The sequence below is a fragment of the Levilactobacillus fujinensis genome, from assembly GCF_003946335.1.
Classification (GTDB): Bacteria; Bacillota; Bacilli; order Lactobacillales; family Lactobacillaceae; genus Levilactobacillus; species Levilactobacillus fujinensis.
The window spans coordinates 26,067-52,006 of record NZ_RHNX01000008.1 but is presented as its reverse complement, the minus strand read 5'-3'; the positions used below and the strand labels follow the sequence as shown (position 1 = coordinate 52,006).

Here is a 25,940-nt window from a genome sequence, read left to right as displayed (position 1 = left end):
AAAATTATTTGTATTTCGTGATTGCTTTCAATTTTTAAAAATGTTAAGCTCTATAAGGATTGATTTTACGAATAAACACGAACTATAGTGATAAATGTTCGTGTTTTAATAAATAATGGTTGAGGAGCGCACAGCATGCAAAAAATTGCGAACTATTTTCACTTTGAGGAATTGGGAACGACCTATAAAACGGAGATTTTAGCCGGACTAACCACGTTCGTCTCCATGGCTTACATCCTGTTTGTGAACCCCCAAGTATTGGGTGCTTCTGGTATCAGTCAGGGAGCCGTCTTCACCGCGACGGCCTTTGCATCGGCCTTTGGGTGTTTCTTAATGGGGATCCTGGCCAACTACCCTATTGCGATTTCCGCGAGCTTAGGGATCAACGCCTTCTTCGCTTACTCCGTCGTGATTGGGATGAAGGTTCCTTGGCAGACGGCACTGGCTGGCGTCTTTGTCGCTTCAATTCTCTTCATGATTTTAACGGCCTTCAAACTACGTGAAATGGTCGTCGACGCGATTCCACGAGATCTCAAAATGGCAATTAGCGCTGGGATTGGTTTGTTTATTGCCTTTATTGGTCTGAGTCAAGGTGGCTTAGTCAGCGCCGATAAATCAACCATCGTTAGCCTAGGATCCTTACAGGTTGGCAGCACGTGGCTGACCATTTTCGGCCTCCTGGTTACTATTATCTTAATGAGTGCCCGAGTTCCTGGTGCCATCTTTATTGGGATGGTCGCCAACTCTATTCTTGGCTTGATCACTGGGTTGATTCCAATGCCCGCACACATTATCTCCGCCGTTCCTAGCATCAGTTCAACGTTTATGGTTGGCCTCACACACATCGGCGATATCAATACCTTACAACTTGCAGTCGTCGTTCTAACCTTCCTACTAGTAACGTTCTTTGATACCACTGGTACCTTGGTTGGACTAGCCGAACAAGCCGGTCTGGTTAAGAACAACAAACTGCCACGGATCGGTAAAGCGCTGATGGCTGACTCCAGCACCATGGTCGTGGGTTCCTTACTTGGAACCTCGCCAATGGGGGCCTTCGTTGAATCCTCAGCTGGTATCGCCGTGGGTGGTCGGACTGGATTTACCGCCATTGTGACTGGTATCCTATTCATCTTTGGCGCCTTCTTCTCCCCACTGCTCGCCGTCGTTACTAACCAGGTGACCGCACCCGCACTGATTATCGTCGGTGTTCTGATGGCCCAGTCTCTCAAGAACATTCACTGGGAAAAGTTCGAAATTGCCGCACCGGCCTTCCTGATTGTTGTGGGCATGCCACTGACCTACAGCATTTCCGATGGGATCGCTTTGGGTTTTATCACCTACCCGCTGACCATGTTGGCCGCAAAGCGTGGTAAGGAAGTTGGCCCCATGATGTACGGTTTAGCCGTAATCTTCATTCTCTTCCTTTGGATCTTAAACGCTGCTTAGGTTTTCAAACCAAAAAAATCCTCACGACATCATCATCGATGTCGTGAGGATTTTTTATTACCTAACTGAGAGGTGAGCCCTAGAATGTTCATACTGTTCTTATGACCGTAAGGATTGTCACCGCTAACTTAATGGCAATGATCGCATTCCGGCTGCCAGGGGATCGGTTCCCCATTGACTTAGTAGAAAACCAAGCTTAGAAACTCGGCATTTTCGAGGCTTCCAGTTGCGTTCGCCCCGTTTCCGCCCCTAGCTACCGTCCGGTAAGGCGATGACTGGGATTTTAGCCGCCGTATCGCTGTGCCAACAGTCATACAGGTATTTGGGAACTTTCAACCTGAGTTACCTAGTTGACGCCATTTCGAGACACCAGGTCCGGTACACGTCTGGTTGCAGGACCGCGCCCATGATCATGGCCGTTAAATCAGCTAATGCGGCCGGCGTATCTGGATAAAGTCCTGCACGAATACCATCCGCATAGTGAAAAACGGGGCGCGCCAGGAAGTAACGAATAAAATTTTGGTCGGTCGCCCGCAAAACGTGCTGGTCGATGCCATCTTGTAGCAATCGTTGGATCCGCTGGTTCGCTAAGTCGTCTTGCTTTAACCCCCATTTGTGCTTCAATTCGATATCATCCAGCAAGGCTTGAATGGCCGTCACCGTCTCCGGTTGGGCCATAGCAAACTGATACAGTGCCCGCACACTGGCCATCACCTGCGTGGTCAGCGGATCTTCATCCTTTAGTGCTGCCACAACAGCCACACTCTGTTGATGGACGGTCATTCGGTAAACGGCTTCTAGCAGCGCCCCTTTATTCTGAAAATAAATATAGAGGTTCGATTGGGGAATCCCAGCTAACTTAGCCACCTTTGTCGTGGAAAAATTAGCCATCCCACCCTTAGCCAACACCGTTACACCAGCATCCAGTAGACGATCATGCTTTTCTTCATCCTTCAATTTCACAACTGCTCATTCCTTTTTTTCAATTTTCTTTAGTTTATCAGTTGACAAAGGATAAGTCTATCTCTTATAATGATTTCAAGTTAAAAGATAGACTTATATTTTATGAAAGAAGATCCTCACTTATGAAAATTACATTAACCGGTTCTCTCGGTCACATCAGCAAGCCCTTAGCCCAAACCTTAATTGCCGCCGGTCATGACATAACCATTATCAGTCACAGTGACGAGCGGGCAGCCGATATTGTCGCACTGGGTGCCACACCCGCCATTGGTAGCATTGCCGACGGGGCCTTTTTGACCCAAGCCTTCACCGGGGCCGACGCCGTTTACCTCATGATCACTGCTGCAAATAACGACGCGGACGTTTTTGCGGCCGGTCGCCAGCAAGCCGAGACCTATGCCAATGCTGTGAAAGCGGCTGGTGTTAAACAAGTCGTCAATCTCAGTAGCGTTGGCGCCAATCTGGGGCCAGAAGTTGGTGCTCTGCACATCTACAACATCATCGAGAGCGTCTTAACTCACGAGCTACCCAACGTTAACTTGACCTTCCTTCGCCCAACTGCCATGTTCTACAACCTCTTTAGCAATCTGACCACGCTCAAGCAAGACCACGCGATTTACACCAATAGCAGTCTTACCAAACCAAATTCATGGGTCGCACCAGCCGACATTGTGCCCGTCGCCGCATCGGCATTAACCTCACCAGCTGCCGGCATCACCAGTCAATACGTGGCCAGCGATGAAAAAAGCTATACCGAAGTCGCCGCATACTTAAGTCACGCTTTGGGTTTCGACGTTAAGCTGGTCCAGATCAGCGACGACACCATGGAACAAAACCTCCGTGCCAGTGGCGCACCCGCTAGCTTCGCCCACCAGTACGTCAAGATGACAGCTTACGAACGAGATAACGATTTCTACGCCGATTACCGCGCGCACCAACCCGTATTGGGCCCCTCTAAACTAGCTGACTTCGTCAAAGAGTTCGCCCACGTTTACCAAAAATGAGCGTGAGACATCGGACGGTCAGTTTACGAGCATCAACGTGATAGCAGGAATTATGCCTGACTCTGGCATAATTTTTGCTATCGAGTTGAACGCAACAAACTGCCTGATGACCCACGTTTTGGCACCATAGTGGCGTAAATAAAAGTTGCTCCTTTCAGAATCTAATAATTCTGAAAGGAGCAACTTTTTGAGTGATGTCCTACTCTCATTGTTGCCGACTCATTCACCTCAGCCGCCGCATCAGACACCCTTTCACTATTTCTCATCAGAGCTTCGGCTTTAGTACCTGACGTATGCGATGATAACCCCAAGCAAGTACTTTGGTCAGCACCCATGCCACCACAATGCTCGACAGAATCTCGCCACACAGCCAAAGCCAAAACAGTGGCCCCGTCAAATGCGTTGCGTCATTGCATACTATATTAATACTTTCACTCAGAATCAAAAATAGAAATGTCTGATACTTACTGGTGAGGCTATGTAGAAACTCATCCCAATGCGCCAATACCCAGTAAATTGTCCAATTATTCAAGAGTAGTAGTCCTATCAAGACTCCCCAACGCACCGAACTACTGACCGCTAAATAGGAAGCAAAGAATCCGGTCAGTAGACTAGTTAACACAATCCCCCTCTACGCGTTATCACCATAACCTGGGTTATACAACTCTGACTCAGAACTAAACTATGAAACAACTTAGCCAGTAACCCGGGTATGCCATCACCATTACCTAGCATCTTGGCGACTTCCCCTGCATTTAACTTCTCCGCCATAACAGTTATAACCCGGGTTAACCACCACAAATTCATAACCGTTTTTCAAGTATAGCAAACATTCACTTCAAAAAGAGCAGCGCGTCGTTATCGTCAACGACTTGCTGCTCCTAATTTTATTTTCAACTCAACTTAACCCGGGTTATAACCAGGTCCGCAGGGCAAACAACACCGGATAGGTGGTCAATTCTATGAAAAAATGATGGTTACAATGCTTACTAACATGTAGTATTAGTCGTGAGTGAGTTGGCAGACTGCTCAACTATGAACGATGATGCTTAAGGAACATCGGTCACACGCAATTATCAACATCTTATAAAGAAGGCATCCACTTAGCATGCGAAAAAAAGGCAATCGTTTCCGAGAACAACTTAAAAGTTTCTTCGAGTCGACACAACTATTTCTCGCCGTCTGCTTGGTCGTCCTCTTTGTCGTCAAGGGGAGCATCGACCTTTTCACCACCGGGCACTACTTTTTTCTCAGTTATGTCTAGTTTACCCTTAGCGGCTGCGGCCTCTATTTTATCGGTGACGTCATCTTGATGGGTGGATACAACCACCTCAAACAGAAAAATCGACACAATAAGAGTCTGGGATAAAACCCCAGACTCCTTTGCTATCTCCAAATTTACGTTGCTGAAACGTGGGACAAAAGGCAGCTGACTCCGCTTAAAACGGATAACCAAATAATCCAAGCCCAGGGTTATTCGGTTATCCGCCTTAATGCTCGCCAGCTAATCGCCTTTTATCCCACTCTCTTTTACTTGCCTATAAATGAATAATCAACGCTTCCGCCAACGCGCCAAACCTGCACTCCCCAGCAACCCAAGCACACCTAAGCCAGTTAACCAGCTTCCCACCAGGAGCCCCGGTGTCTGGTATGTCAGCTGAATCCGATGCTTGCCGGCCGCTAATTTAGCGCCCACAAAACCATCGTTCACCACCTGCGTCTTAACTGGTTGGCCATCGACCTTCAGTCGCCACCCCGTGGAATACGGAATGGACGTGGCCAGCACACTGGGTTGGGTCGTCGTCAACCTGCCCATTACGCGATTATCACGCACATGCGCCTGTTGCAGGCCACGCTTCTGGACTGCGTGGACCTGACGATCATAGGATTTATTAAATGGCATCGCAATCAACTTCGCCGACTTAAAACTGATTTGTCGCGTCGCATTAAATGTGATGCTGACGGTATCGCGTTCCTGCGTCGAATAGCCTAGGTTCAGCAGTGCACGCGATTTTGGCTCGTAATCGGACAGATTATCGACCCCAAATTGTGAGAACGTCTTGGTCTGATTACGCGTCTTGACCGTCAACCAATAATCGCCCAAATCAGGGTTCAACATTGCCGTTCGCCACGTGTTCAGCTGTGTCAGCGTCGACAGCGGTGTCCCACCCAGCACACTATTGTTCGCCTGAGCCGTTAGCTTATCCTGTGTTGTCAGCCGTTGCGCCTTAATTCCATCAAGTTTCAAATATAATTCTGTCCCTTGCGCCTGTCGTGGCCGTTTCAGCGTCAACGTATAGCTTATGGGATTGCCCAACGCATCGCTCGTCACCTGCCGCAGCCCTTGTCGATTAACTTCGGTCGTCTGCTTCACGATCTGCTGGTTCGTTGTGAGCACCCGCTGCAACGCGGCCTTATTTCGATCTAGCGCCACCATCGGTTCATACTGCTGAACATCCTGGTCACTGATCAGACCATTTTTATCGACCGTCAGCTTAGGCACCTTGATGGTACTGCCGTAATTTTCCAACTGCTTCTGTGATAGCCCCTTTTGTTGGCCCGTCACGGCCTGCTGTAACCGATACTGGATGACCTTGTTGGTGCTGTCGACCACCGGAATCGTGTCGGCGGTCACCGTGTAAGGCACCGTGCGTTTGGGTGACCGATAGCTCGCATGCTTAACGTTAGTCGCTGTCGTCGTAACAGCCGTTTGGGTGAGGCTCCGCTCGCGATCAACAGCACTCAAATGCCGCCATGCCGACCGTGTCATCGCGGTTGGCTGCGTATAGACCAATGGAAAGTTCAGTGTCGTCGTCAACAGCTGCGTCCCTGTACCGTTGGACAAGCCGTAGACTGGTTCCTCAGGATACACACGTTTTTCCGCATGGTAGCCGTACGGCAGGGCCGCGTTGTTAGCGACCTGATCCTCACGTGCAAAAATCGTTTTGACGCCCAACAGATTATCCATTGCCGTACGATTGTCGGCCTGTCCCAACGGCGCGTTCATCGCCACCTGCGCATTTTGCAGGTCCCGACTGAACTGGCCCACGTACCCATTTTGCACTGAAAAGTAGGACATGATGCCGTGCAAGCCATGGCTCATGGTCATGTTGTTCCCGACCGTCCGTAACAGGTTGAAGTTATAGGCCGTATTGACCCGTGAAAATGTCGTTTGCTGTTTGACGGCTGTTTGTGCGCCGTCAAAGTAGTCCTGAATGTAGCGCGTCGCATCGCCTTGACGCAGTTGGTCAGTGGCTTGTGACCCCATGTTCGGATCATAATACCCCCACGCATTGTTGACCAAGTTGGCTCCCACGACCACGCTGAGCAACGTAACTGTCGTGCGCAGCGTCCACTGTGCGCTCCCGAGAACCACTACCGTTGTCGCTAAAAATACGCCGTACGTGACCAAATCCCGTTCCGGATTGCTGAAAATAAACCCATTGCAGGCGTAGACAACCACCAAGAGACCAATGGCGCTTCCCGCTAACCAGTAGCGGTCTCGTTTGGTTAATTCGTTTAAATGATCACCCAGCACCATCGTGGCGAGGCCAAATGGTACCGCTGCCAGCAGCAGCCACCGGTTAGACGGCGTCGACAGTACGTTGAAGAATGCTGCTACCGCTGGGAACAACAACCCGACTGCCATCAGGACCAGGGTCGCTGCCAACGGTCGATTTTCTCGCCAATGCCGTAACACGTAGACACAACCGAAGAACGTGACCCCGCTCATGCCAAACACGGCCCAGTAAGTGGGTTCACTCCCGGTCGTCAGCACGGCATTCGCCAATTTTAAATAATAACTTCCCGGATACAGCCACAGACCATTGGCAAAGATGGTGCCGACCCGTGTCGACTTCAACATCATCAGTAGCGACGGAATCAGCAGGACCCCCGCCACGAAAACGCCGCTGACCGCTGCAACTAGAAATCGACGGAGCGCAACGGGCCATTTAATTGCCAATAGACCTTGTCGCTGCAGGCTCCAGAAACGAATTGCCGCGTAGATCAGACTTCCTAATCCTAATATGTAAGCAAAATAAAAGTTACTCAAAATTGCCAGACCGGTCATCCAGCCCAACAGTTGCCAGCCGTGCCCGCGTAGAATCCGATCGATGCCCACTAATAATAGAGGAAACCAGATCATCGGTAGTAAGAAGAAGGGATGATGCACACCAATCATCAACGAGTAGCCAGTAAAAGCGTACGTCACGGCCCCCAGCAATTGACCTCCCGGACGAAAGGCATAACGCTGTGCCAACGCCAGGAACGCCAATCCCGTCGCATACAGCCGCAAAACGATAAAGACACCATAGCCGGTCGCCATCATTCGAACGGGAAATAGCGCTAGCACGTAGGCAAATGGATCCCCCAACACGTAGTAGGCCAGCGTGGTTAACTTATCGGCCCCCAAGCCAAAGGTCCACGACCACCCCGTGATTCCTGCCAGACCGGACTTAATCAACAGTCGATGCAGTTCCAACATCACTGGATAGTGCTGCGTGATCCCATCCATATTCCAAATCAGTGTGCGATTTGCCAGGCCAAACACGCCAAAGCTTAACGCGGCAATCACCGCAAAGGCCAGAGTGTACAACACCCATAATGGCCAGCGGCGGTGTGCGATTTCCATGATTATTCCCCCAATACTAACTCGCAATTGGTCGCAAGACCACCTGTTACCCAATTTACCGGGCGGCGAGGATTGTGTCAATGCTTCTGACCAGACTATACGTAAAAATAATGTTCCACGTGAAACATGACGAGCTCTGAAGAAAAAAACGAGAGTCGACTTGGTTGTGTCGACTCTCGCTTAATTGATCGATTGCGTTGCTGCTGCGTAGTCTCAAGGACAGCTAATTCCACTGGGCAATGAAACCAGAACCAGGATTTAATAGCTAGTAATGTTCAGATTCATCAGTTGATCGGTCTTGAGCACCCGCTTTCTAAAACGCGCCACCACCCGATCCACCACCAAATCCGCCAGAACTGCCGCCAGAGAAGCCGCCAGAACCACCTGAACTGGAACTCGCCGATGTCGATGTTTGAATGGCACTGGAAATGCTGTCGTTAAGGGAATCGCCAATGGAACCACTAAAATCATTCGAATAGAAAATCGGGTAGAAGACCACAAAATTATCGTTCAACGCCGCCGTACCAAAATCGACTGCCAGTTTATTGGCAACTTTTTGAGCTAGGCCAAACGCCGCGGCATAAGGTAGGATTTGTTCCCAAAGAATCAGATCCCCAACTTCGGCCGTATTAAAGTGACCAATGTCTTTGAGCATCCGCCGGAATCCGCCAACCTCGTTGACTTGAATCAGACCAGCTTCATTGTTACGGTCCGTGTGTTGGTAGAGCCGGACCGTGTAGATCCACAACACGAGTACTGCCAGTAGGCCAATGATGGTCGTTGCTAAACTGATAGTCCGGTTCAACGTCCACCCGACCCCAATGGCAATGCTGATTAGAGCAGTGAGCCCCACTGTTCCGAGCATCGTCCGTTGGCGTAATTTGACGTTAGCCGCATCTTGATACGGTTCTGCTAACTCGTCGACTTGCTCCTGCCACGTGCGGAACCATTTGCTCAGCCGTCCTTTTTTGTCGTGCTTGCCGTATTTCTTCAGGTCGAGAAGGGTAAAGCTATCCGCCTTGGCAATCTTCATGAAGCATTTCTGCAGAAAATAGTTGGAAACGGTCGGAACCAGCTTAGTCAGCTTCAAGGTCTCACGCCGCCCGTCCTTAACGGGTACCATCGTAATCTCATGATTGCTAACAGCCATGAGGATCTCACCAGATAAAGCATCGGTATTGGGCGATTTAAAATCAACCAGCGACTCTGCCAACGCCGGTGACACACTGGGCACATCAAAGAAATGATTGGCCGGAATGGGGTGCGGGTAACGATTAGCCGGATGGCGCCACAGCCACCACCAGAAGCCGAGTCCTAACGCGACGATGACGGCAATAAATGCCAGAAAGCCACCGTAAGCCTGTTGCTTTTTCTGTTTTCGCTTCGCGTTGGCCTGTTCTGCCAAATTTGCCTCTTGTTTTTGGACGGCAGCTTTACGTTTTTCGTCTTTAATGTTCGTATTCGCCGCCGTCACACTAGTTGGAAATAGCAGATGGCTTTCAACGAACGTGCCCGACGGATTCTCAGCAAGGGTCATCGTCACGCGTCCTTGTGCCTTATCAACCTTCGTGTAGCCGTCTAAGGAACCATGCGTCCACGCCTGCAACTGTTTCACCTGCGTCGCCGGCAGTTGGATGACCACTTTGACGTTCTCCAGATCCACGTCCCAGTTAGACCCAATTACCCGCCAATTTAATTCAGCCGTATCTCGATAGTTGGTAATGACCCCCTGCAGATGGTAGTGATAGGTCACCTTTAGCTTATCGCCGTCGCTCGCCCGATGGTACAGCTTCACCTTAGCATTTTGCCCAGCATAACTAACCTGATAGGTATTATCTGTGTGGGCCGTCGACTGGCGGGCAGCTGTTAGCTTCCCACCGTTAAAGGCCGTTGTGATGCCGGTCAGTTTGCCCCCTTTAATCCCCCGTAGGTCTTGGTTGTTGTAGACACCATGGTAATCGTCGTCAAACCTATAGGTCATGGCCTGTGTGACGTCCGCATCCCCATTTTTCAGCACCGCAATGTGCATCTGATAAGGATCGATCGTATAATCCGCAGCGGCCGCCACGGGCCTGCTAACCGCTATAGCAGCGATGATTGTCAGTAGACTCAGTAGTCCCAGTAACATCCCTCTATGCTTCATTCCAAATCCCCTGCTTCCCCGTGATTTATACTCAGTGTATCATAGCGCGAAGCCCGGCCCAAGGCGAAGTTGACGGAGCTAGCTGACTACTGATAGGGTGAAACGATTGCGGAAGGCTTCGATTGCTTTTGTCAGACGTCTTCTCTACTATAGAGACTATCCTCAGAACTTGTTGCCTGATAATTGCGTTATTTTCCGTCTAAAGTTCATGTGGCAACTAGCAATCTGCAAACTAAAAGGACCCCCATCTCTGGAGGCCCTCACACATACATACTAGTCTGCCGTTAGCGTCGGTTCAGCTGACCGACCGGAAATTTCCGGCCTCAATCCGGCCAGCTGTTGGGCCTATCACCTTTAGCGCCACCATCATACACCCGGCGGTCGGGCGTGCCAATCATTTTGCACACGATGGTCTAGCGTTGGCTAAGCGACAATTTCACAGCTTAATCCGGTAATTCCTTGTAGTCGAAGTGGTCAAACGTCGCAACCTGTTCGTAACCGGCGTAGTCGACCGCAACAAGGCCGACAAAGGCACCAGTGAAGAAGCCACCAGATGTTTGTAGAACGTAGTCATCAGACAAAATGGCTGCATCCAATTCCACTGGGACAGTTTCCCAGTTCTTACCGTCAAAGGAGTACTGGTACGTGTATGATTCTTTACGTGCCTTTACCTTGAACCAAACGTATTCTGTTCCTTCTGGAATTTGAATAGCGTCGTCCTTCAAGAATGAAGTGTAGTTATTGTTGTCGTTTTGCGCAACTTCAATCACACGGCCCTTCTTTTCATCGTTGGTGATGAAAATCCAGGAATAATGCTTGTCATTGTAGAAGTTAGCCAGTCCGGCCATTTGTTGGTAACTGAATGGATCGAACTTAACTTTCGTTTCAGCATCGAAGTTGAATGCTTGCCAACGACGAGCGACAAAGGAAACGTCAAACGTGCTGGACAGGGATTGTTGACCCACTAACTTCAACTCGCCGTTGCCAACCGTCCCTAATTTCTTGGTAAATGGTTGCCGTAACGTGTTCCAGTTCATGTCGAGTTCTGGCTTGTCGAATTCGTCATGTTGTGAGTGATCCTTAGGCGCATCGGTTAAAATGGCATCCTTTGGTGCTTCAACTTCAACTTGGCCACCATGACCGCCAACAACACGTGGCCAGCCTTCGTCATCCCATTCAACCTTTTGGATGGAAGTTTCACGGCCAAGGGTGCTCCAGCCGCGAGGGTCGTGGCTGGATTCGTTGGCATGGTTCCAAGGACGAGAAACAAGTGATGCGTAATACCATTCGCCGCTTGGGGTGTCCGTCAAGCCACCATGACCTTGCTTTTGCAAGTAGAAGTCTGGGGTATCCATATTCGTAATGAATGGGCCGTCTGGTTCACTCTCAAATGAGAGTTCATCAAGCGTCTTAGAACGGGCAACGACTTCTTGGTGGGTAAAGACAGTCCCACCTTCAGCAGCAAACAGGTAGTAGTACCCCTTGATTTGGTACAGATGTGGCCCTTCAACCAATTTCACATCGTCACCGTTGTAAATGTTCCGGGCAGTTTCTGGTTTGAGCTTCATAGTCGTCGTATCGAATTCAGTCAACGTAATCCCATCGAATGGGTGGTGGTATTCACGGTGATCCCAGGTCTGTTGTACCAGGTACTTGCGGCCGTTCTTGTCATGGAACAGGGAAGCATCGAAGCCGACCCCGTTAACCTTGATTGGATCAGTCCATGGACCGTGGATATCCGTAGCCGTGGTTAAGTAGTTGGTCATGTCCTTAAATGGACCGTCGGTAATCTTAACGTCGGTGTAGATCAACCAGAATTTGCCGTCAGCGTAGGTCAGATCTGGTGCCCAAATCCCACCAGAAGCCGGGTTACCCTTCATATCTAAGAGCGTGGTCGTTGACAGTGGTGATGGCAAGAGATTCCAATGAACCATGTCCTTTGATTCGTGAAGCCGAACACCAGGGAACCATTCAAACGTTGAATTGGCGATGTAGTACGTGTCACCCACCCGAATCATGCTAGGATCGGCATTAAAACCAGGTAAAACTGGATTTTGAATCTTCATGAGAGAATCTTCCTTTCGTGTGTGTTTACCAAATTTTTAAAAAGCGTGATTACTCTTGAGCTGCACGACGATCTGCTTCGAGTTCTTCGTTCATCTTCTTAACTTCATCATCAGTTAAGGTGTAACGACTCATAACCCACATCGCAACTAACGCCATGATAATTGGTAACCAGATCATTGACCACTGGATACCACTTAAGGCAGCAGCACTTTGCGTCGTCTTAGTCCCATCAAACTTAAAGAAGGCGTTGATGTAACCAGGGATGATCCCACCAAGAGCCAACCCAATCTTGAAGAACAGACCCATGATGGCGTTGATGATCCCGGCAACCCGCTTCTTGGACTTGTATTCGCCGTAAGAAACAACTTCTGGAACCAATGACCACATGTAACCAGTAGCAGCGGTAATCCCCCATTGTTGTAAGAAACGACCAGTGTAGCCAAGGGCAGTGCTGTCTTTAAAGGCAGGCATGGACCATACCCAGATAACTAAGGTCCCAATAATGAAGAGCGTTAAGAAAGCATAGAAGAATTGACGTTTCCCAATCTTTTTACGGATAATAGGCCATAAGAAGACTAAGAAGATCCCGGGAATTGACCCGATCAAGTTGATTGAAGCCATCCATTCGGAGTGACCAATGTTGTATTGCATGTAGAATGGCCATACGGTGTTCCCAAAGAACATGAAGGTAAAACCAATCAGGAAGAAGAAGCCAAGAACTTGTAAGGGTTTGTTTTGCTTAAATTCAACCCACAAGTCAGAGTATTTAACGGAATCGGATTCTTTTTGTGTTGGTAAAACCCGTTCCTTGATTCCAAAGTAAGTGCACATTAACATGACGAATCCAATCACCATGTAAATGGCCATAACCAAGAAGTAAGCCTTCCCGGCCTTAGGAGATGTGTAATCCCCTAAATTCATGTGAATCCCGAAGAAACCAATATCCTTAGATTGTGGATTTGGTGAAGCCATTTGAACAAATAATGGCAAGAAGGTGTAAACCAGTAAGTTACCAATGTTAGCTTCCGTCATCCGGACAGTCGTTAACGTTGAAATTTCATCGTTATCCCGTGTTAAGGAAGCATTCAGCGCCCCATAAGGAATGTTAACGAATGAGTAGATTAAGGCGGTAGCTAAGTAAGCAATGAATGCGTAGAAAACGTTGCCGCGAACCGCATCAATTGGTAAGAAGAGTAAAGCGGCCATGATTGTCAGTGGAATCCCACCGTAAATCAAGTAAGGCCGATATTTACCAGACTTGAATCCGTGCTTATCGACGAAGGCACCAACCCATGGATCCCAGAAAACGTTGACCCACCGAACGACTAAGAAAATCGTGGCACCAACCGCTGCGGAAATACCATAAACGGTGGTTAAGTAGAATAAGAGCATGGAGCCAACTGTACCAAAGATTAAGTTTTGAGCTAAATCTCCGGCACCATAACTAATACGCTCACGCCAGGAAAGCTTCGCAAATTCATCATTTGCCGTGTTTGCTTTCGGGGCAGCCTCTGTATTTTCGGCCATATGTGAGAACCCCTTTCGAATAAAAAATTTATGTGGAAGTTCTAAAACGAGAAGTGATTGCGACGTGCTGATCAAGCAACGTCCGTTTTGTTAAGTTAGCTAACTACACCCCGAATTGTAAACGCTTTCAGAAAAGTTGGCTATCTTCTTTCATGACTGTTTTTAGTTGATTTGTGACCTCGTCGGTGAGGAGAAGCACCGCCAAATCAACGTTTATACCGCTGATTTATCCTTTTCTAACCAAAAATAGTCAAAACGTTTGTTTATCGGTCACTAAGCTTGGTATCAAAATTTGTGCATCCTACTGTTGCCAGTCATTCCCGCTTTCAGTCACCTTTGAACTACTCTTATCTCTTTGTAGCGTGTAAAATATTATAAAGAGTCCGAAATTCGACTTTTTGTGAATAAAAAAGCATGATAGTATCCACACTATCATGCCAAAATTGACGCTATTCAAAATAGCCACTTTCTTTAAGTGTCCGCACGCGCCGTTTCTGCTTCATTTGTCGTTGATAACGGCTCGGTGTAATCCCAGCCCACTTTTTAAACTGCTTTGTAAAATTCGACGTACTACTAGCACCCATCAGATATGAGATATCCTCAATCGAATACTCTGGCGAGCCCAAAAGCCGTTTTGCTTTATTGTACTTTTGGCTTTCAATGTAGTGGAGTGGTGTCACACCATAGACCTTTTTAAACGTTCGATGGCCATAGCCACTACTAATCCCAACCTTTTGACAAATATCTTCAAACGAAAATAACGGGATTTCCTTCTGCTCGACATTTTTCTTGATCAATGTCGCAATCAGCCGACTTGTTTTGGCTTCACTCTCACTATACTTGGTTCCCTTTTGTTGCGCATAGCTCGAGAGATTCTCCGTTAATGCCAATAAAAAGTCTAAAAAAGCCCGTTGAATTTTTAAGCTAGCCTGTTCCTTGGTTAATTCATTATCCGCGCTGTAAGCCACGATTTCTCCTGCCGCCTTCCCTGCCGCTTGCGCAATCGGTTCTTCGGCGGGAATTACAGCATTCACCACGTTACCCAATAGTTCAGATTTCAACTCCAGGCTCTCAATATTAAAGTGAAAACAGATATAAGTCATTGTTTCCTCATCACTGGAGTTTTTGTTCGTATGCAACGTCCCCGGCGAAATGATCATCGCATCACCAGGTCCATAGTCGTATGTAGCAACACCCTTAATTTCGGTCGTTTGCCGACCATCAACCAGACACATTAGCTCAAAGGCCTGGTGTTTTTGTTCGAAGAACTGCCATCCCCCAGGAACGGTCCGTCGGTGCCCACCAAATAAATATAAGCTTGAATCCACGACTGGTATGGGAATAAATGGCTTCATAATACAAGACCTCCCCGAATTAGAATCCGATACGACACCCGCTTTAAAATGAAAGCGGTTTACTACCCCTGTTGGCCCCATTATACTAATGTTGGTTGTTTATAGCAACCAACTCGCGCTACTTTTCCTTATTATCGTGCATATAGCAATCAAAAAGAGCCCTCTGCACACTCGCACAGAAGGCTCTATCCGTTACAATATTGGCGACAACAAACGCGATGCCGTCTGCTTGAATTTCAAATAAGTTGACTGGTTTTTAAACTTCTCTGGCGTAATTAATTCGCTGTGCCGCATGTCAGCTTCGTAGATTTCTTCGAGCTGATTGGCAATCTCTGCATCGTAAATGAACGCGTTGATTTCGAAGTTTAACTTGAAGCTCCGGTAGTCCATATTGGCTGACCCCACGGAAGCAATCTTGCCATCCACGACCATCGTCTTGGCATGAATAAAGCCATTGTGATAGAAGTAAATCTTAACGCCATCGTCCGCTAGTTGCCGAGCATAGTACTGCGTTGCTCGGTAAACAAAGGCATGGTCTGGCTTATCCGGAATCATGATTCGGACATCGATTCCCGCCATAGCTGCAATCCGCAGGGAGTCCAAGACACTATCGTCTGGAATCAGATATGGCGTCTGAATCCACAACCGCTTTTCGGCGGTCTGAATCAGACGCATGTATCCCATCTTAATCTGCTGGAGGTCGGAATCTGGTCCACTGGATACAATCTGCAGGCTAGTTTCCCCCTTAACCTTCGTCAATGGGAAGTAGCGATGCTCTATTTGGTCATCCTTAAATGGATGGTCCCGATCCGTAGCGTTCCAATCCAGCATGAATCGTGCCTGAAGTGAGAAGACCCCGGAGCCAACGATTCGTAAATGCGTGTCACGCCAGTAGCCAAATTTTTCCTTACGGCCTAAGTACTGATCCCCAATGTTAAAGCCACCAACGTACCCAATCTGACCGTCAATCGTCACAATTTTTCTGTGATCACGGAAGTTTAGCCGAAAGTCAATGACCGCCGAACGCGTTCCCAGGAAGGGCTCTACGTGGCCGCCAACGTCCATCAACGGTTTAAAGAACTTTTTCCACGTCCCCATGGACCCCCATGGATCATAGATGACACGTACTTCAACACCTGTTCGTGCCTTTTTTACCAGCAGATCCAAGATGTCATTTCCTATCTGGTCGTTATAAAAGGTGTAGAATTCAATATGAATACTGGAGTGGGCCCGTTCGATGTCTTCCATCATCAGGTGAAACAGATCATGACCATCCGTGATCACGCGCACCCGGTTCTTCCGGGCTAAGAAAGCGTGGTCCGTTTCCATAAACATATTTACCATGTTGATTACCGAATGACTAATTTGATCGGCCGGCATGATTTGCGTCCCAATCTCTTCGCGCTGCTGTGACAAGCGTTCGTCGAGTTGAACGGCGACTTGCCGTTGCAAACGAAACATCCGGCCCTTTGGCAGTTTTCGGCCGATGAAGGCATAGGCGATAAACCCAACGATTGGCAAGAGTACCAACACCAACATCCACGCCCACGTCGCCGCGATATCTCTTTTCTCCCGGAAAACCGTCACGAAGGCCAATGCCGCGTTGACCACCACAATGATCTCTAGGATGAGCATGTAATTCACATTCACGTGTAAACCCTCCTCTATTCTCTGTGATTTCATGATACGCTAAATCATTCAAATGTCTTTACTTTTCTTTAAACTTTTCATCAGAAATAGCAATTTTTCGATAGGAGGTTCACACCATGCACACTGATTTCATCTCATTAATTGGCGGCCTACATGGGACCAGTCCCATTCGTGTCTTCCACTGGATCTTTCGCGACAGTCCAACCGTTGGTATCATCATCTTGGCTGGTATCATGCTCTACGCCATCTACCGTTACATGAATCGGCGCTAAGACCGTCAACCCGCACTAAACTCGTTTGAAAATAGGCTGTGACCTTTGTCACAGCCTATTTGGCATCTCCGAACCTCTATAGCTGAACCGTATGTCAAAAGGTAGCCGCTTCCACTTAACACCGATAACCGAACAACCCAGGATTATTCGACCATCCCCGTTGATCTTCGCCAGCCGAATCATTTTCGGCACACTGTTTTTAATTTAGTCTAAAAACTAGCTGCCGGATTACCTAATTGACTGGTCCCGGTACTGTAATTGATTTTAATACCCGCTTGAATATTGAAAATATAAACGTTATAGGAAATACCCGCGCTACCAACCGATTTGGCCTGCATATGCACGCCACGGGCCACTAGCTCATTCCCCCGAAAGACCGGTTGCACCTGATAGCGCACGTAATCACTAGGATGGCTCTTCAAATAACTGGCCACCGGATTTTCATAGGCGGTCATACCAGGATCATTTAACGATCGGGTCCCGGTCATCAAGTTCTTTAGATTGTTATTTTGACCCGTCAGTTGATACCCGATCAAGTGACTCCGGTTGTACAGGTAGCCGCGCTTACCATTGACTGTATATGGCTTATTTTTCCAGCCAGTCGGGTTGACGTACAAGGGCTCCCGTTTGGCGGTCGGCATCGTCCGTTTACTCAACATGGCGTTGGCCGTTGTGACCCGGTTTAAATTGTCCAAATTGGCATAGGTTGCCCAAGCGCCGCGCTTCACCGACAGTTCGGCTGTCGTAAAGGTTGGCTTGTTGTGATTGACGGCAACAATCTGTGTTCCCGAGTACTTTTGCTCAGCCAAGGCTTGGGTCGCAACGGACTGCTTAGGCGCAGACGTACCTGTCGATGACGACTCATTGCCGGCAACCTGACCCACAAGACTTGAAGCCGTTTCCGCGACCCTTTTCGCAGTGGGGTTTCCCTGACTGCTTAACCCACCAATAATCCCAACTACTAATAGAAGTAACGCCCCATAAATAGAAATCTGGTTCCGTCCACGACGGCGACGACGCTTGCTCATAAAATCCCTCTCCCTCAAAAATCTCTCTCGTCATAGTCTACCAGAAAAACATACGTTCGTCTCTACTTTTGCGTTATTAATTACAATATTTTGTTATTAATAATCAATGAATATTTTTGTTGTCACAGGAACTTAACGCTTTTTTAACCGGCTGACTCCCTTTTCGACCCGATGACCATGCTATACTACGCTTAGAGGAAGCAGGCGGTTTGTGTGTTAACCACAAAACTGTTATCATTTTTGATGAGGTGATTTAGACATGAAGAAATCTCGTATCGTTGCCGTCGCTCTGAGTCTACTGGCAGTTTTTGCCATTGGCTTAGCCGGCTGCAGTAAAAGTAGCAAGTCGGGGAGTAACCAACAAGCTAGTTTTAAAAACAAAACTACGAAAAAGGCCGACGTGAAATCCACGTTGACCAAATCCACGCAACTTTGGTACGTGGCTGGTGCCGTTAATTCTAAGAGTAACTCCGGTTTGGAAGCTTACCGGTTCAATTCCGACGGTAAAGTTACCGTCTATAACGTTGATAAGTTCTACAAGTCCTATAGTGCCGCCAACAAGGCTAACGCCCTCAATAAGGTCGGAACACTAAATACGACGTTTAAAACCAAGGGTGATAACACCATCATCAATTTCAAAGGGAAGTTATCTGACATCCCGATGACCCAAAAGTTCACGGTCAAGGATACCCTGACCGGCAAGAACAACGCGTCGAAGTTGAAAGTTGCCGGCTACCACATTGCCAGAGACGTCGATCAAGACGTCACCAAGGCCGTGTTGGTCAAGGTCGCCAACTAAACACACGACTGAAAACGGTGCCTGCGGGTGCCGTTTTTATATTTGGAGGAAACGATGAAAAAATTTATCCCCTGGCTGTTGGGTATCCTGGTCATTAGCGGCGTGCTGGTCTATCAGCAGCTGCGCCATCTCAGCGGATTCGTGATGTTAGAGACCCTGGTTCTGGGCATTGCCGCGATTTTAGCCATCTTACACATTGCCAGTTTCTTTCGCCATAAATAAGAAACGGTTGAACCAGCTGACAGCGCTACCACTTTGGGTTATGATAGGGCCAAAGGAGCGTGATTGATGATGTGTACACATAAGTTCATGCTGGATGACGAACCCGAAGTGTTCAAGGAACAACGCGAAAAATTCACCACCCTAGTCGGCGACAACCCTTGGTTACTGCCGGCTCTGGTCTCACTTGAAATAATCCCCGCAACGGTTATGCTTCATGGCTTTTGGAAGAACCGTCAGTTAAAGAAGCAACTCCAAATCGAACGGGAACACACGAAACAGCTCATGATGGAACGCCATCTTCCCGGACGCCGGAATGGCAAGCCCAAACTGCTTGCTGGGCCACACCATCACTTGATTCATCATTAAAAGTTACCATTACGAGCCTGGTATAAAACCCCGGGCTCTTTTGTTATCCAATTTTATATGGTCAAAACTTACACCAAAAGGTAGCCGCTTCCACTTTCATTCTTATATCCAAAATCTCAGTACCAAAATGGCAGACAAAAAAACCGTCCCTGGTTAGAGGACGGTCGGACCGCTTACTTGGTTAGGGCAAACGGCATTCATTTTACTTGGTTAATAAAATGAAGAAAGGTTGGTTAATAGGTTTTTGGTATATGGCTATCCTAACTGGTAAATGTGAAGAAATTGTGAAGAATATTCACGCGATAATAATATGATTGATTAGAAATATCTGATTGGTTGGTCTAAAAGCATGCTTTTCAAGTCCATTAGGGGGTTGGATTACTTTTTTCTAATCATTTACAGTATATTTCATTCAAATTCCGCTTAAATTTCTCATTCAGAAAACGTTTGTTGCTTAATTTCTAATGTATAACATAATTTTAATATAATAAGTTTTTTGGCTATTTTCCGTCAAAATTTACTGATTAAAAAAAGAGCGGTCACATGCCGGCCGCCCCAAGTCACGCAATCTAAATCTGTAACAAGTCCAATGGTGTCTTTAAAATATAGGTCGGTTGTTCCGCCCTAACGGCCACTGGATCGGCAGCCCCCCACATGGCTGCCGCGGTCGCAACACCAGCGTTTTTCCCCATCTGCATATCATAAATGGCATCACCGATCATCACACTGTCCGCTGCCGCTAAGTTAAACCGCTCGAGGAGATTCAAAATACCATCCGGTGCTGGCTTGTAATGGGCCACCGAGTCTGAGCCACTAATAGCCGCAAACGTATCGCCCAGGCCAATCTGCTCCAAGTTTCGCTGCAGTGGGACCGAATGCTTACTGGACACCACAAAGATATGGTCGCCTTTGGCCTTTAGCCCGGTCAATGCCTCACCCATGCCAGCGAAGAGCGTAATTCCGTTCGTTTCGGCCAAATGGTACTGCTCACGAAAGACCGTGTATAACGCTTGTAATTCGGCGTCGCTCATTGACCGATCTGCCATCTTAGCAAAGGAGACCTCAATGGGAACCCCCATATAACTCACCACAGCATCTCGAGATGGAACGGTCAATCCCTGGAGCCGATACGCCGCTTGGGTCGATGTAACCGCAACATTGCGTGTATCGGCCAAGGTACTATCAAAATCGAATAAAAAATTACGCATTAAATCACCTCATTAGGATTAGTCGCCTTTATCTTCTTCCATTTTACGCGCTTCCGTCCCTATCTGACCAGTTTCTTTTGAAGTGACCGCCTACCTCGATTATAATTAAGCGCGAAGTGGGGTGTTTCACGTGAAACAATGGGGAGATCAGTACACGACAAAACTGGGGACACAAGCAACGCAAAAGGCCCACCGAGTTATGCCCTGGTTAATGTTAGGCATTCTCATCAGTATTATCCTAATGGCCGTCAACCAACCGAACTTGGGTTTCGGCTTGTATGGCTTCGACTTCTTTTTCTTAGCCGACTACTGGACCGTCAGTCTCGCACACCGTAAGTTATTTTTTGTCTGGAGCGCTCTCTTAGGCATTTTAGCAGCAACTGTAGTCAGTGTGCTTGGGCTCTTTATACTCAGCGTTATTTTTCACCAATAGAGGTAGGAAAGGGTCTGGGACATAACTCAAAAAGTTGCTCCTTTTAGAATCGTTAGATTCTGAAAGGAGCAACTTTTGTTTATGCCACTATGGTGCCGAAACGTGCGCCATAGTGGCAGCTGAATCCGCTTAAAACTGATAACCAAATAATCCAAGCTCTGGAATTATTCGGTTATCAGCCTTAATGCTCGCCAGCTAATCGCCTTTTGTCCCACTCTTAAATTTAGGCTAACGAATCCCAAGCTGGGAGTACTTGCGGCGTTGTGCGCAACAGGGCTTGTTGGTCCGATGTCAGGAATTCCTTGCGCACCACGACTTCGTAGACGAAATCATTCATCCAGTCATCGGTCATCACAAAGTAACCCTTCTCACCGTTCTTTTCGCCCCAACTGTTTTCAACTTTCCAGCGGGTTGGTTCGCCTTTGACCAAGTCGACGCCGGTCAATGTCATGGCGTGAGAAACCTCAGCTTCCCCGGTAGCCAGTCGTTGAGCCTTCGTCAAGCTCAGATCGACGCCAAACAAGTCGGCAGTCTTGAACAAATTGCTATCGAGGAACCCCCGTTCGCGACTCATCTGCTGCAAGACATCGTTACCAAACCAAACGGCATCTCCAGCCTGTAATTGTGCAATGGCAGCCTCTTTCAGAACGGCCATCGGTTCATTCAGGAAGGTAATGTGCTTGCCGCCAACAATGTTATCCTGACTTGGCAAACTGTATAACTTGTCAAATGGCTTCTCAGGTGAATTACTCAGCACGACGTAGTCATCGAGATCAACGTCAAAGTACTTGTCGAAGAAACCCTTGGGCGTCAAACCGGCATCTAAGTGGTAACCCTTATCGTCATCCTTGTATTCCAAGTCAAACGTGGTTGGTGGCTCTCCAAACGAATAGGCCGCCATCCGGTAAACTTCCTTCATGTCCGCTGCCCGTTCGTCCGCAATATCGGCATCACTGGCACCGTCCGCGACCAATTGCCGCAGAGCTAAGGCATCTTTCCGTAGCTTTAAATGCAACGCTGCACCAAAGCCGGTCGTATCGTTGGTGTTAAAGGATTCCGGCATCGCACTCACTGGAACGACCCCGTATTTTTGAATCAACGCTGCGCCCATGGCCCATTGACCACCGTCGCCATCGGGATAACTCAAGTAAGCGGCGACTTCCCGGTCATCTAACGGTTGCGTCGCCGTCGCCAAGATACGGTCATAGAAGATATTAGCGCGTTCGACCTTATCCCAGAAGAACAAATAACTCTGGGACAGCTCAAAATCCTTTACGTTGTACTTCGCTGCAAATTGATGTCGCACAACGTTTAACGTGGAGAAGAGCCAGCAACGGCCAGAATGTTTCTGGTTAGATACCTTACCCGTATCGAGTTCAACGGAGAAGGTCCGGTTTAAACGAACCGCAGCCTGTGGGTCTTCGGCAGCGTTAAGGACCCCATTTTTGATCACAGCCCGCGCGACAACGTCGTGGGCGGGTTGTTGTTGTAAATCAGCACGTAAATCCGCGGTCTCAGCAGCGGTTAATTCATGTTCAGTCTTGGTTTCTGGCATAAAATGACTCCTCTCTCCTGGATTTTCATGAGAAGACTCATGAAAATCTCATAATCAAAGTTGAATTCATTCTAGCGCTTTTGGCGTGGAATGGCAATTTATTTTAAGTGCGCGTCAAAGAGTCGCTAGCTGGCATACGTTTCACCCAACAGAAAAAGACTCCCCAACCGGCAAGTTTCAATGATTCAACACCATCCCTACTCTGGTGCCAAGCCCTTCTCAATAAATGCAATCATTATCGGCCCCACCGACTCAACCTCTTCGTCCGCCAAAACACCGCGAACCAGTTGGCTCATCATGGTCCCAATCATAAACTGGGCAATCCGGTCATCCGGCCAATCGATCAACTCACCGTTGGTTTTTAGCCGATCTAAGACGGGATATAAATTATGTTGTAATAGCGGCATCACCTGCGGAATTAATTGTTCTCGTACATCGCTTCTGACCAAGAACTCCGTCAATAGGACCTGCAAAACATCCCGATTTTCCTGAATAAAATGAAGCCGATCCTGAATTACCGCCGCAATCAAATCGTGACGCGTCAGGTAGTCGCGTTTCACAATATTATTCGCAAAGTCGCCAATCAAGCTAGGGAGGACGCCTGACACAAACGGGGCCAACACCGCCGCTAACAGTTCGTCCTTAGTCTTGTAACGCCGATATACAGTTCCTTCGGCAACGCCAGCTCGTGCAGCGATTTGTTTCGTCGTCGTGTTCGAGAATCCCTGTTCGGCAAATAATACCAGACTGGCTGCGAGTACCCGCTGTTGCTTTGGTGGGACATCCCCCCGCGTCGCCATTACGCTCTGAAACGCATCTTGAATCGTCATTTCTTTTACCACGTTTAATTCCTCCGTTACTGTCTCCTTGGCTGATTACCATGCGCTACTAATTTTCGTTACACCACTGAGTCAAATCGGTTTACCCTAGTCACACCAACCACTTCAGTGTCGGCTAGTTACCCGTTTGGTGAGTGATTACTCACTACATAGTTTAACATAAAACGGGTGAACTATGCAGTTAACCCGTCACGTTCTGGATTGATTTAATTGGTTTTAATTCTTACCCCGTCGCTCTCGCCGCTGTTTTTGCCGGTCCTGACGCTTGTCGTACCGATTTCTAGTTTGTAAGGCCGCGTTAGTCCGCATCTCGGCCGGGAATTTCTGCGTGGCCCGCCACCAAACGTAGCCCCGCTGAACCAGTAGCGTTACCCCTAAGTAGAGCATTAACGTCACCGAGCTGCCTGTCCATAGCCGGTCAACCCCTAAATGAATGCCGATACCGACGAGCCATAAAACTAGTGTTAACCAATTTCCTTGGCGCATGACGTAGCCATCGGTATTTACCCAAAAGCGATAAGACCAGGCCCGCAGCAAGGCAAACACCACCGCACTGACTAAACTCAGCCCGCCAAAGAGGACAGCCTGTTGCGCGGTAATCTGTAGATGTTGCTTGTTGAAAGCATCCCCCACCGATGCTGCCCCCAGCACCACCACTAGTAGGAAAAATTCCATTTTAAACCGCACCACCTTAGGCGCTAACTGTCGTCTGATCACGACAACCAATAACCAGGCGCCGAGCACCAAGTTGGTTAAATCTAGATTTTGCATGATTGACTCCTTCATTGTCTTTTTTAAGTCACGTTTAGCCCTTGATTATACACTTTGTCTTGAAAAGGGGCGTCTCCAAAACATTTGGTAACAAAAAACTGGCCCTCATGACCAGTTCGTTTAGTTATTTAATTTAGGCGTTTCATTTTCTACGGCGCGCAATGCCAGTTGCCGGACCAGCGCGACCAATTCATCGTGCTGCTCCACAGGCACATCGGCCAACAGATTATCGGCAACCTCCTGCCGTAATTTCACAATTTCTGGATAGAGTTCTTCGCCCCGCTTGGTCAGCGATAACTCGTAGACCCGCTTATCGGCCTTGGATTGGCGCTTGCGGACATAGCCTAAATTGACCAACTGATTGATGGCCCGCGTGACGTTACTCGGATTGAGATAGGTTAAATTGATTAACTTGTCTTGGGTCAATCGTGGCCGTTCGTGAATCCGTAAAATATAATAGTACATGCTGGCATTAAGCCGGTACGGTTGGAGGCGCCGGTCGAGAGCAATCCGCGTATAACGATTTGCAATAGAGAGCCATTTTAGAATATCTGGATCATTACTACTGGTGACCATAAGCCGCCTCCTTCCTAAATTTACGTGCGCAAGCATATACTAATTTTTCCGAAAAGTCAAGGTCTCAGCCGCCCACACAACACCACACAAAAAGACAGCCAGCGACCGCTGAACTGCCTTCACTTGACATGTTATTTACGCTTAGTAAGCCATATCATTGATATTCGCACGCCGTGTCTTCGTTGAGGTCCAGAATGGCACCTTCACAACGCCGACGATCTTATCCTTGTCGACAAAGCCCCAATAACGGCTGTCGTTGGACACGCTCCGATGGTCACCCAACACGAAGTACTTCCCTTTTGGCACCACGGTTACCTTGCCATTGCCCCAACCATTACTCTTTTCCAAGCTAGCCAACGTCCAATTTCCAGTCCCAGACGTCCGTTCGCTCTGACTAATGAAGCTCTGTTTGATCTTTTTATTGTTTACATAGATATAACCGTTCTTACTAGCAACCGTATCACCCGGCAAGCCGATGACCCGCTTAACATAATTGGTGTTGGTCTTCGCAGCTGGATCTTCCCCATGGGCATCGAATACGATGACACTGAGGTGCTTGACCTTGGACTGCTTGAACGCCACAACCTTTTCGTCATTTTGCAGGTTCGGTTCCATTGATGGCCCGTCGACCCGCACACGGGTGAAGACGAAGGCCTTGATGGCAAAAGCAATGGCCAACCCAATGACGATGGGAATGACCCAACTCATGACTTCCTTTAGTACTTTCATAATGAGCGAGACTCCTTATTTTTCAGAGATAAAATGATTTACACTTATCATACACCCCGAGTGACCGGTGGAAAACACTTTCTGCTCAGGGTCGCTTACAATCTTACCATTTACCGGCCCAAAGTCCCACGATTTCCTAGAATTTAATGTTACTGAAACTATTTTGACAAACTCACCGACGAAACAAGACGAATCCCAACTTGCAAATTCATCGGTTTGCGGCAATAATGGAGAAATACCTCTACACGACTGCTTTTGAATTGGGATGGGTGACTAAATTGGTCGCACGGTTTCAGCCCATCTCTGGCGACCGATAACGTGCTATCTAGACGCGGTTGCCTAATTTCTGCAACA

Annotated in this window: 22 protein-coding genes; 8 read left to right on the top strand and 14 right to left on the bottom strand. The window is 48.0% G+C overall.

Translation table 11 applies throughout. The features are described 5' to 3' along the window. Window positions 1-135: 135 nt before the first annotated feature. Window positions 136-1,446: an NCS2 family permease gene (locus tag EKM89_RS04750; RefSeq protein ID WP_125686176.1), complete on the top strand. Its 1,311-nt coding sequence runs from the start codon at window positions 136-138 to the stop codon at window positions 1,444-1,446. Between the two features lie 342 nt (window positions 1,447-1,788). On the opposite strand, the gene EKM89_RS04745 is transcribed toward EKM89_RS04750, so the two are convergent. After that, complete coding sequence (locus tag EKM89_RS04745) at window positions 1,789-2,409, bottom strand: TetR/AcrR family transcriptional regulator (RefSeq protein ID WP_125686174.1); 621 nt, start codon at window positions 2,407-2,409, stop codon at window positions 1,789-1,791. 122 nt (window positions 2,410-2,531) lie between these two features. Here EKM89_RS04745 and EKM89_RS04740 point away from each other — a divergent pair, with 122 nt between their 5' ends. Beyond that, window positions 2,532-3,413 carry an NmrA family NAD(P)-binding protein gene (locus EKM89_RS04740; RefSeq protein ID WP_125686172.1) on the top strand — a complete coding sequence of 294 codons (882 nt, stop codon included), beginning with the start codon at window positions 2,532-2,534 and terminating at the stop codon, window positions 3,411-3,413. 1,108 nt (window positions 3,414-4,521) lie between these two features. Next, on the top strand, window positions 4,522-4,677 hold the full coding sequence (locus EKM89_RS14030) for a hypothetical protein (protein ID WP_164510507.1): 156 nt from the start codon (window positions 4,522-4,524) through the stop codon (window positions 4,675-4,677). Between the two features lie 288 nt (window positions 4,678-4,965). On the opposite strand, the gene EKM89_RS04730 is transcribed toward EKM89_RS14030, so the two are convergent. From EKM89_RS04730 to cls, 6 genes are all read right to left on the bottom strand, one after another. Next, window positions 4,966-8,046, bottom strand: a complete 3,081-nt coding sequence (locus tag EKM89_RS04730; protein WP_125686168.1) for a YfhO family protein — start codon at window positions 8,044-8,046, stop codon at window positions 4,966-4,968. Window positions 8,047-8,359: 313 nt separating this feature from the next. Beyond that, complete coding sequence (locus tag EKM89_RS04725; RefSeq protein ID WP_125686166.1) at window positions 8,360-10,189, bottom strand: DUF2207 domain-containing protein; 1,830 nt, start codon at window positions 10,187-10,189, stop codon at window positions 8,360-8,362. Between the two features lie 443 nt (window positions 10,190-10,632). Then, window positions 10,633-12,255 (bottom strand): glycoside hydrolase family 43 protein, encoded by a 1,623-nt coding sequence (locus EKM89_RS04720; RefSeq protein WP_125686164.1) that lies wholly within the window; start codon window positions 12,253-12,255, stop codon window positions 10,633-10,635. 49 nt (window positions 12,256-12,304) lie between these two features. Beyond that, window positions 12,305-13,783, bottom strand: coding sequence for an MFS transporter (locus EKM89_RS04715; protein ID WP_125686162.1), 1,479 nt, complete (start codon window positions 13,781-13,783; stop codon window positions 12,305-12,307). Between the two features lie 449 nt (window positions 13,784-14,232). Beyond that, window positions 14,233-15,138 (bottom strand): helix-turn-helix domain-containing protein, encoded by a 906-nt coding sequence (locus EKM89_RS04710; protein WP_125686160.1) that lies wholly within the window; start codon window positions 15,136-15,138, stop codon window positions 14,233-14,235. 192 nt (window positions 15,139-15,330) lie between these two features. Further along, the gene (gene cls / locus EKM89_RS04705; RefSeq protein ID WP_382333301.1) at window positions 15,331-16,821 is read right to left on the bottom strand and encodes a cardiolipin synthase; all 1,491 of its coding nucleotides are present in this window, start codon (window positions 16,819-16,821) and stop codon (window positions 15,331-15,333) included. An 83-nt stretch (window positions 16,822-16,904) separates the two neighbouring features. Here cls and EKM89_RS14025 point away from each other — a divergent pair, with 83 nt between their 5' ends. Next, on the top strand, window positions 16,905-17,060 hold the full coding sequence (locus EKM89_RS14025; RefSeq protein ID WP_164510506.1) for a hypothetical protein: 156 nt from the start codon (window positions 16,905-16,907) through the stop codon (window positions 17,058-17,060). A 209-nt stretch (window positions 17,061-17,269) separates the two neighbouring features. Here the strand turns inward: EKM89_RS14025 and EKM89_RS04700 are convergent, their stop codons facing one another. Further along, window positions 17,270-18,088, bottom strand: a complete 819-nt coding sequence (locus tag EKM89_RS04700; RefSeq protein WP_125686157.1) for a DNA/RNA non-specific endonuclease — start codon at window positions 18,086-18,088, stop codon at window positions 17,270-17,272. A 259-nt stretch (window positions 18,089-18,347) separates the two neighbouring features. Here EKM89_RS04700 and EKM89_RS04695 point away from each other — a divergent pair, with 259 nt between their 5' ends. The 3 genes from EKM89_RS04695 to EKM89_RS04690 all read left to right on the top strand — a co-directional run bounded on the left by EKM89_RS04695 (window position 18,348) and on the right by EKM89_RS04690 (window position 19,475). Further along, window positions 18,348-18,887: a hypothetical protein gene (locus tag EKM89_RS04695; RefSeq protein ID WP_125686152.1), complete on the top strand. Its 540-nt coding sequence runs from the start codon at window positions 18,348-18,350 to the stop codon at window positions 18,885-18,887. Window positions 18,888-18,941: 54 nt separating this feature from the next. Further along, a complete protein-coding gene (locus EKM89_RS14020; RefSeq protein ID WP_164510505.1) occupies window positions 18,942-19,109 on the top strand; it encodes a hypothetical protein in 168 nt (55 codons plus the stop codon). 66 nt (window positions 19,110-19,175) lie between these two features. Continuing rightward, window positions 19,176-19,475 carry a transposase gene (locus tag EKM89_RS04690; protein WP_125686150.1) on the top strand — a complete coding sequence of 100 codons (300 nt, stop codon included), beginning with the start codon at window positions 19,176-19,178 and terminating at the stop codon, window positions 19,473-19,475. 569 nt (window positions 19,476-20,044) lie between these two features. Here the strand turns inward: EKM89_RS04690 and EKM89_RS04685 are convergent. Beyond that, window positions 20,045-20,683 (bottom strand): HAD family hydrolase, encoded by a 639-nt coding sequence (locus tag EKM89_RS04685; RefSeq protein WP_125686148.1) that lies wholly within the window; start codon window positions 20,681-20,683, stop codon window positions 20,045-20,047. Between the two features lie 130 nt (window positions 20,684-20,813). Between EKM89_RS04685 and EKM89_RS04680 the strand changes: the two genes are divergently transcribed. Continuing rightward, complete coding sequence (locus tag EKM89_RS04680; protein ID WP_125686145.1) at window positions 20,814-21,116, top strand: hypothetical protein; 303 nt, start codon at window positions 20,814-20,816, stop codon at window positions 21,114-21,116. 223 nt (window positions 21,117-21,339) lie between these two features. Here EKM89_RS04680 and EKM89_RS04675 read toward each other — a convergent pair whose 3' ends face one another. The 5 genes from EKM89_RS04675 to lepB form a co-directional block, all read right to left on the bottom strand. Further along, window positions 21,340-22,671, bottom strand: coding sequence for a C1 family peptidase (locus EKM89_RS04675; RefSeq protein ID WP_125686143.1), 1,332 nt, complete (start codon window positions 22,669-22,671; stop codon window positions 21,340-21,342). A gap of 197 nt (window positions 22,672-22,868) precedes the next feature. Continuing rightward, on the bottom strand, window positions 22,869-23,513 hold the full coding sequence (locus tag EKM89_RS04670; protein WP_125686141.1) for a TetR/AcrR family transcriptional regulator: 645 nt from the start codon (window positions 23,511-23,513) through the stop codon (window positions 22,869-22,871). Between the two features lie 213 nt (window positions 23,514-23,726). Further along, window positions 23,727-24,281 (bottom strand): hypothetical protein, encoded by a 555-nt coding sequence (locus EKM89_RS04665; protein WP_125686139.1) that lies wholly within the window; start codon window positions 24,279-24,281, stop codon window positions 23,727-23,729. Between the two features lie 120 nt (window positions 24,282-24,401). Then, window positions 24,402-24,857, bottom strand: coding sequence for a MarR family winged helix-turn-helix transcriptional regulator (locus EKM89_RS04660; protein WP_125686137.1), 456 nt, complete (start codon window positions 24,855-24,857; stop codon window positions 24,402-24,404). Between the two features lie 141 nt (window positions 24,858-24,998). After that, window positions 24,999-25,586 (bottom strand): signal peptidase I, encoded by a 588-nt coding sequence (gene lepB, locus EKM89_RS04655; RefSeq protein ID WP_125686135.1) that lies wholly within the window; start codon window positions 25,584-25,586, stop codon window positions 24,999-25,001. Between the last annotated feature and the right edge of the window lie 354 nt (window positions 25,587-25,940).

Excerpts from the sequence above, each read along its gene's own strand:
- EKM89_RS04750 (WP_125686176.1), top strand. The coding sequence starts at position 136 with ATGCAAAAAATTGCGAACTATTTTCACTTTGAGGAATTGGGAACGACC.
- EKM89_RS04740 (WP_125686172.1), top strand. The coding sequence starts at position 2,532 with ATGAAAATTACATTAACCGGTTCTCTCGGTCACATCAGCAAGCCCTTA.
- EKM89_RS14030 (WP_164510507.1), top strand. The coding sequence starts at position 4,522 with ATGCGAAAAAAAGGCAATCGTTTCCGAGAACAACTTAAAAGTTTCTTC.
- EKM89_RS04730 (WP_125686168.1), bottom strand. The coding sequence starts at position 8,046 with ATGGAAATCGCACACCGCCGCTGGCCATTATGGGTGTTGTACACTCTG.
- EKM89_RS04725 (WP_125686166.1), bottom strand. The coding sequence starts at position 10,189 with ATGAAGCATAGAGGGATGTTACTGGGACTACTGAGTCTACTGACAATC.
- EKM89_RS04720 (WP_125686164.1), bottom strand. The coding sequence starts at position 12,255 with ATGAAGATTCAAAATCCAGTTTTACCTGGTTTTAATGCCGATCCTAGC.
- EKM89_RS04715 (WP_125686162.1), bottom strand. The coding sequence starts at position 13,783 with ATGGCCGAAAATACAGAGGCTGCCCCGAAAGCAAACACGGCAAATGAT.
- EKM89_RS04710 (WP_125686160.1), bottom strand. The coding sequence starts at position 15,138 with ATGAAGCCATTTATTCCCATACCAGTCGTGGATTCAAGCTTATATTTA.
- cls (WP_382333301.1), bottom strand. The coding sequence starts at position 16,821 with ATGAAATCACAGAGAATAGAGGAGGGTTTACACGTGAATGTGAATTAC.
- EKM89_RS14025 (WP_164510506.1), top strand. The coding sequence starts at position 16,905 with ATGCACACTGATTTCATCTCATTAATTGGCGGCCTACATGGGACCAGT.
- EKM89_RS04700 (WP_125686157.1), bottom strand. The coding sequence starts at position 18,088 with ATGAGCAAGCGTCGTCGCCGTCGTGGACGGAACCAGATTTCTATTTAT.
- EKM89_RS04695 (WP_125686152.1), top strand. The coding sequence starts at position 18,348 with ATGAAGAAATCTCGTATCGTTGCCGTCGCTCTGAGTCTACTGGCAGTT.
- EKM89_RS14020 (WP_164510505.1), top strand. The coding sequence starts at position 18,942 with ATGAAAAAATTTATCCCCTGGCTGTTGGGTATCCTGGTCATTAGCGGC.
- EKM89_RS04690 (WP_125686150.1), top strand. The coding sequence starts at position 19,176 with ATGATGTGTACACATAAGTTCATGCTGGATGACGAACCCGAAGTGTTC.
- EKM89_RS04685 (WP_125686148.1), bottom strand. The coding sequence starts at position 20,683 with ATGCGTAATTTTTTATTCGATTTTGATAGTACCTTGGCCGATACACGC.
- EKM89_RS04675 (WP_125686143.1), bottom strand. The coding sequence starts at position 22,671 with ATGCCAGAAACCAAGACTGAACATGAATTAACCGCTGCTGAGACCGCG.
- EKM89_RS04665 (WP_125686139.1), bottom strand. The coding sequence starts at position 24,281 with ATGCAAAATCTAGATTTAACCAACTTGGTGCTCGGCGCCTGGTTATTG.
- EKM89_RS04660 (WP_125686137.1), bottom strand. The coding sequence starts at position 24,857 with ATGGTCACCAGTAGTAATGATCCAGATATTCTAAAATGGCTCTCTATT.
- lepB (WP_125686135.1), bottom strand. The coding sequence starts at position 25,586 with ATGAAAGTACTAAAGGAAGTCATGAGTTGGGTCATTCCCATCGTCATT.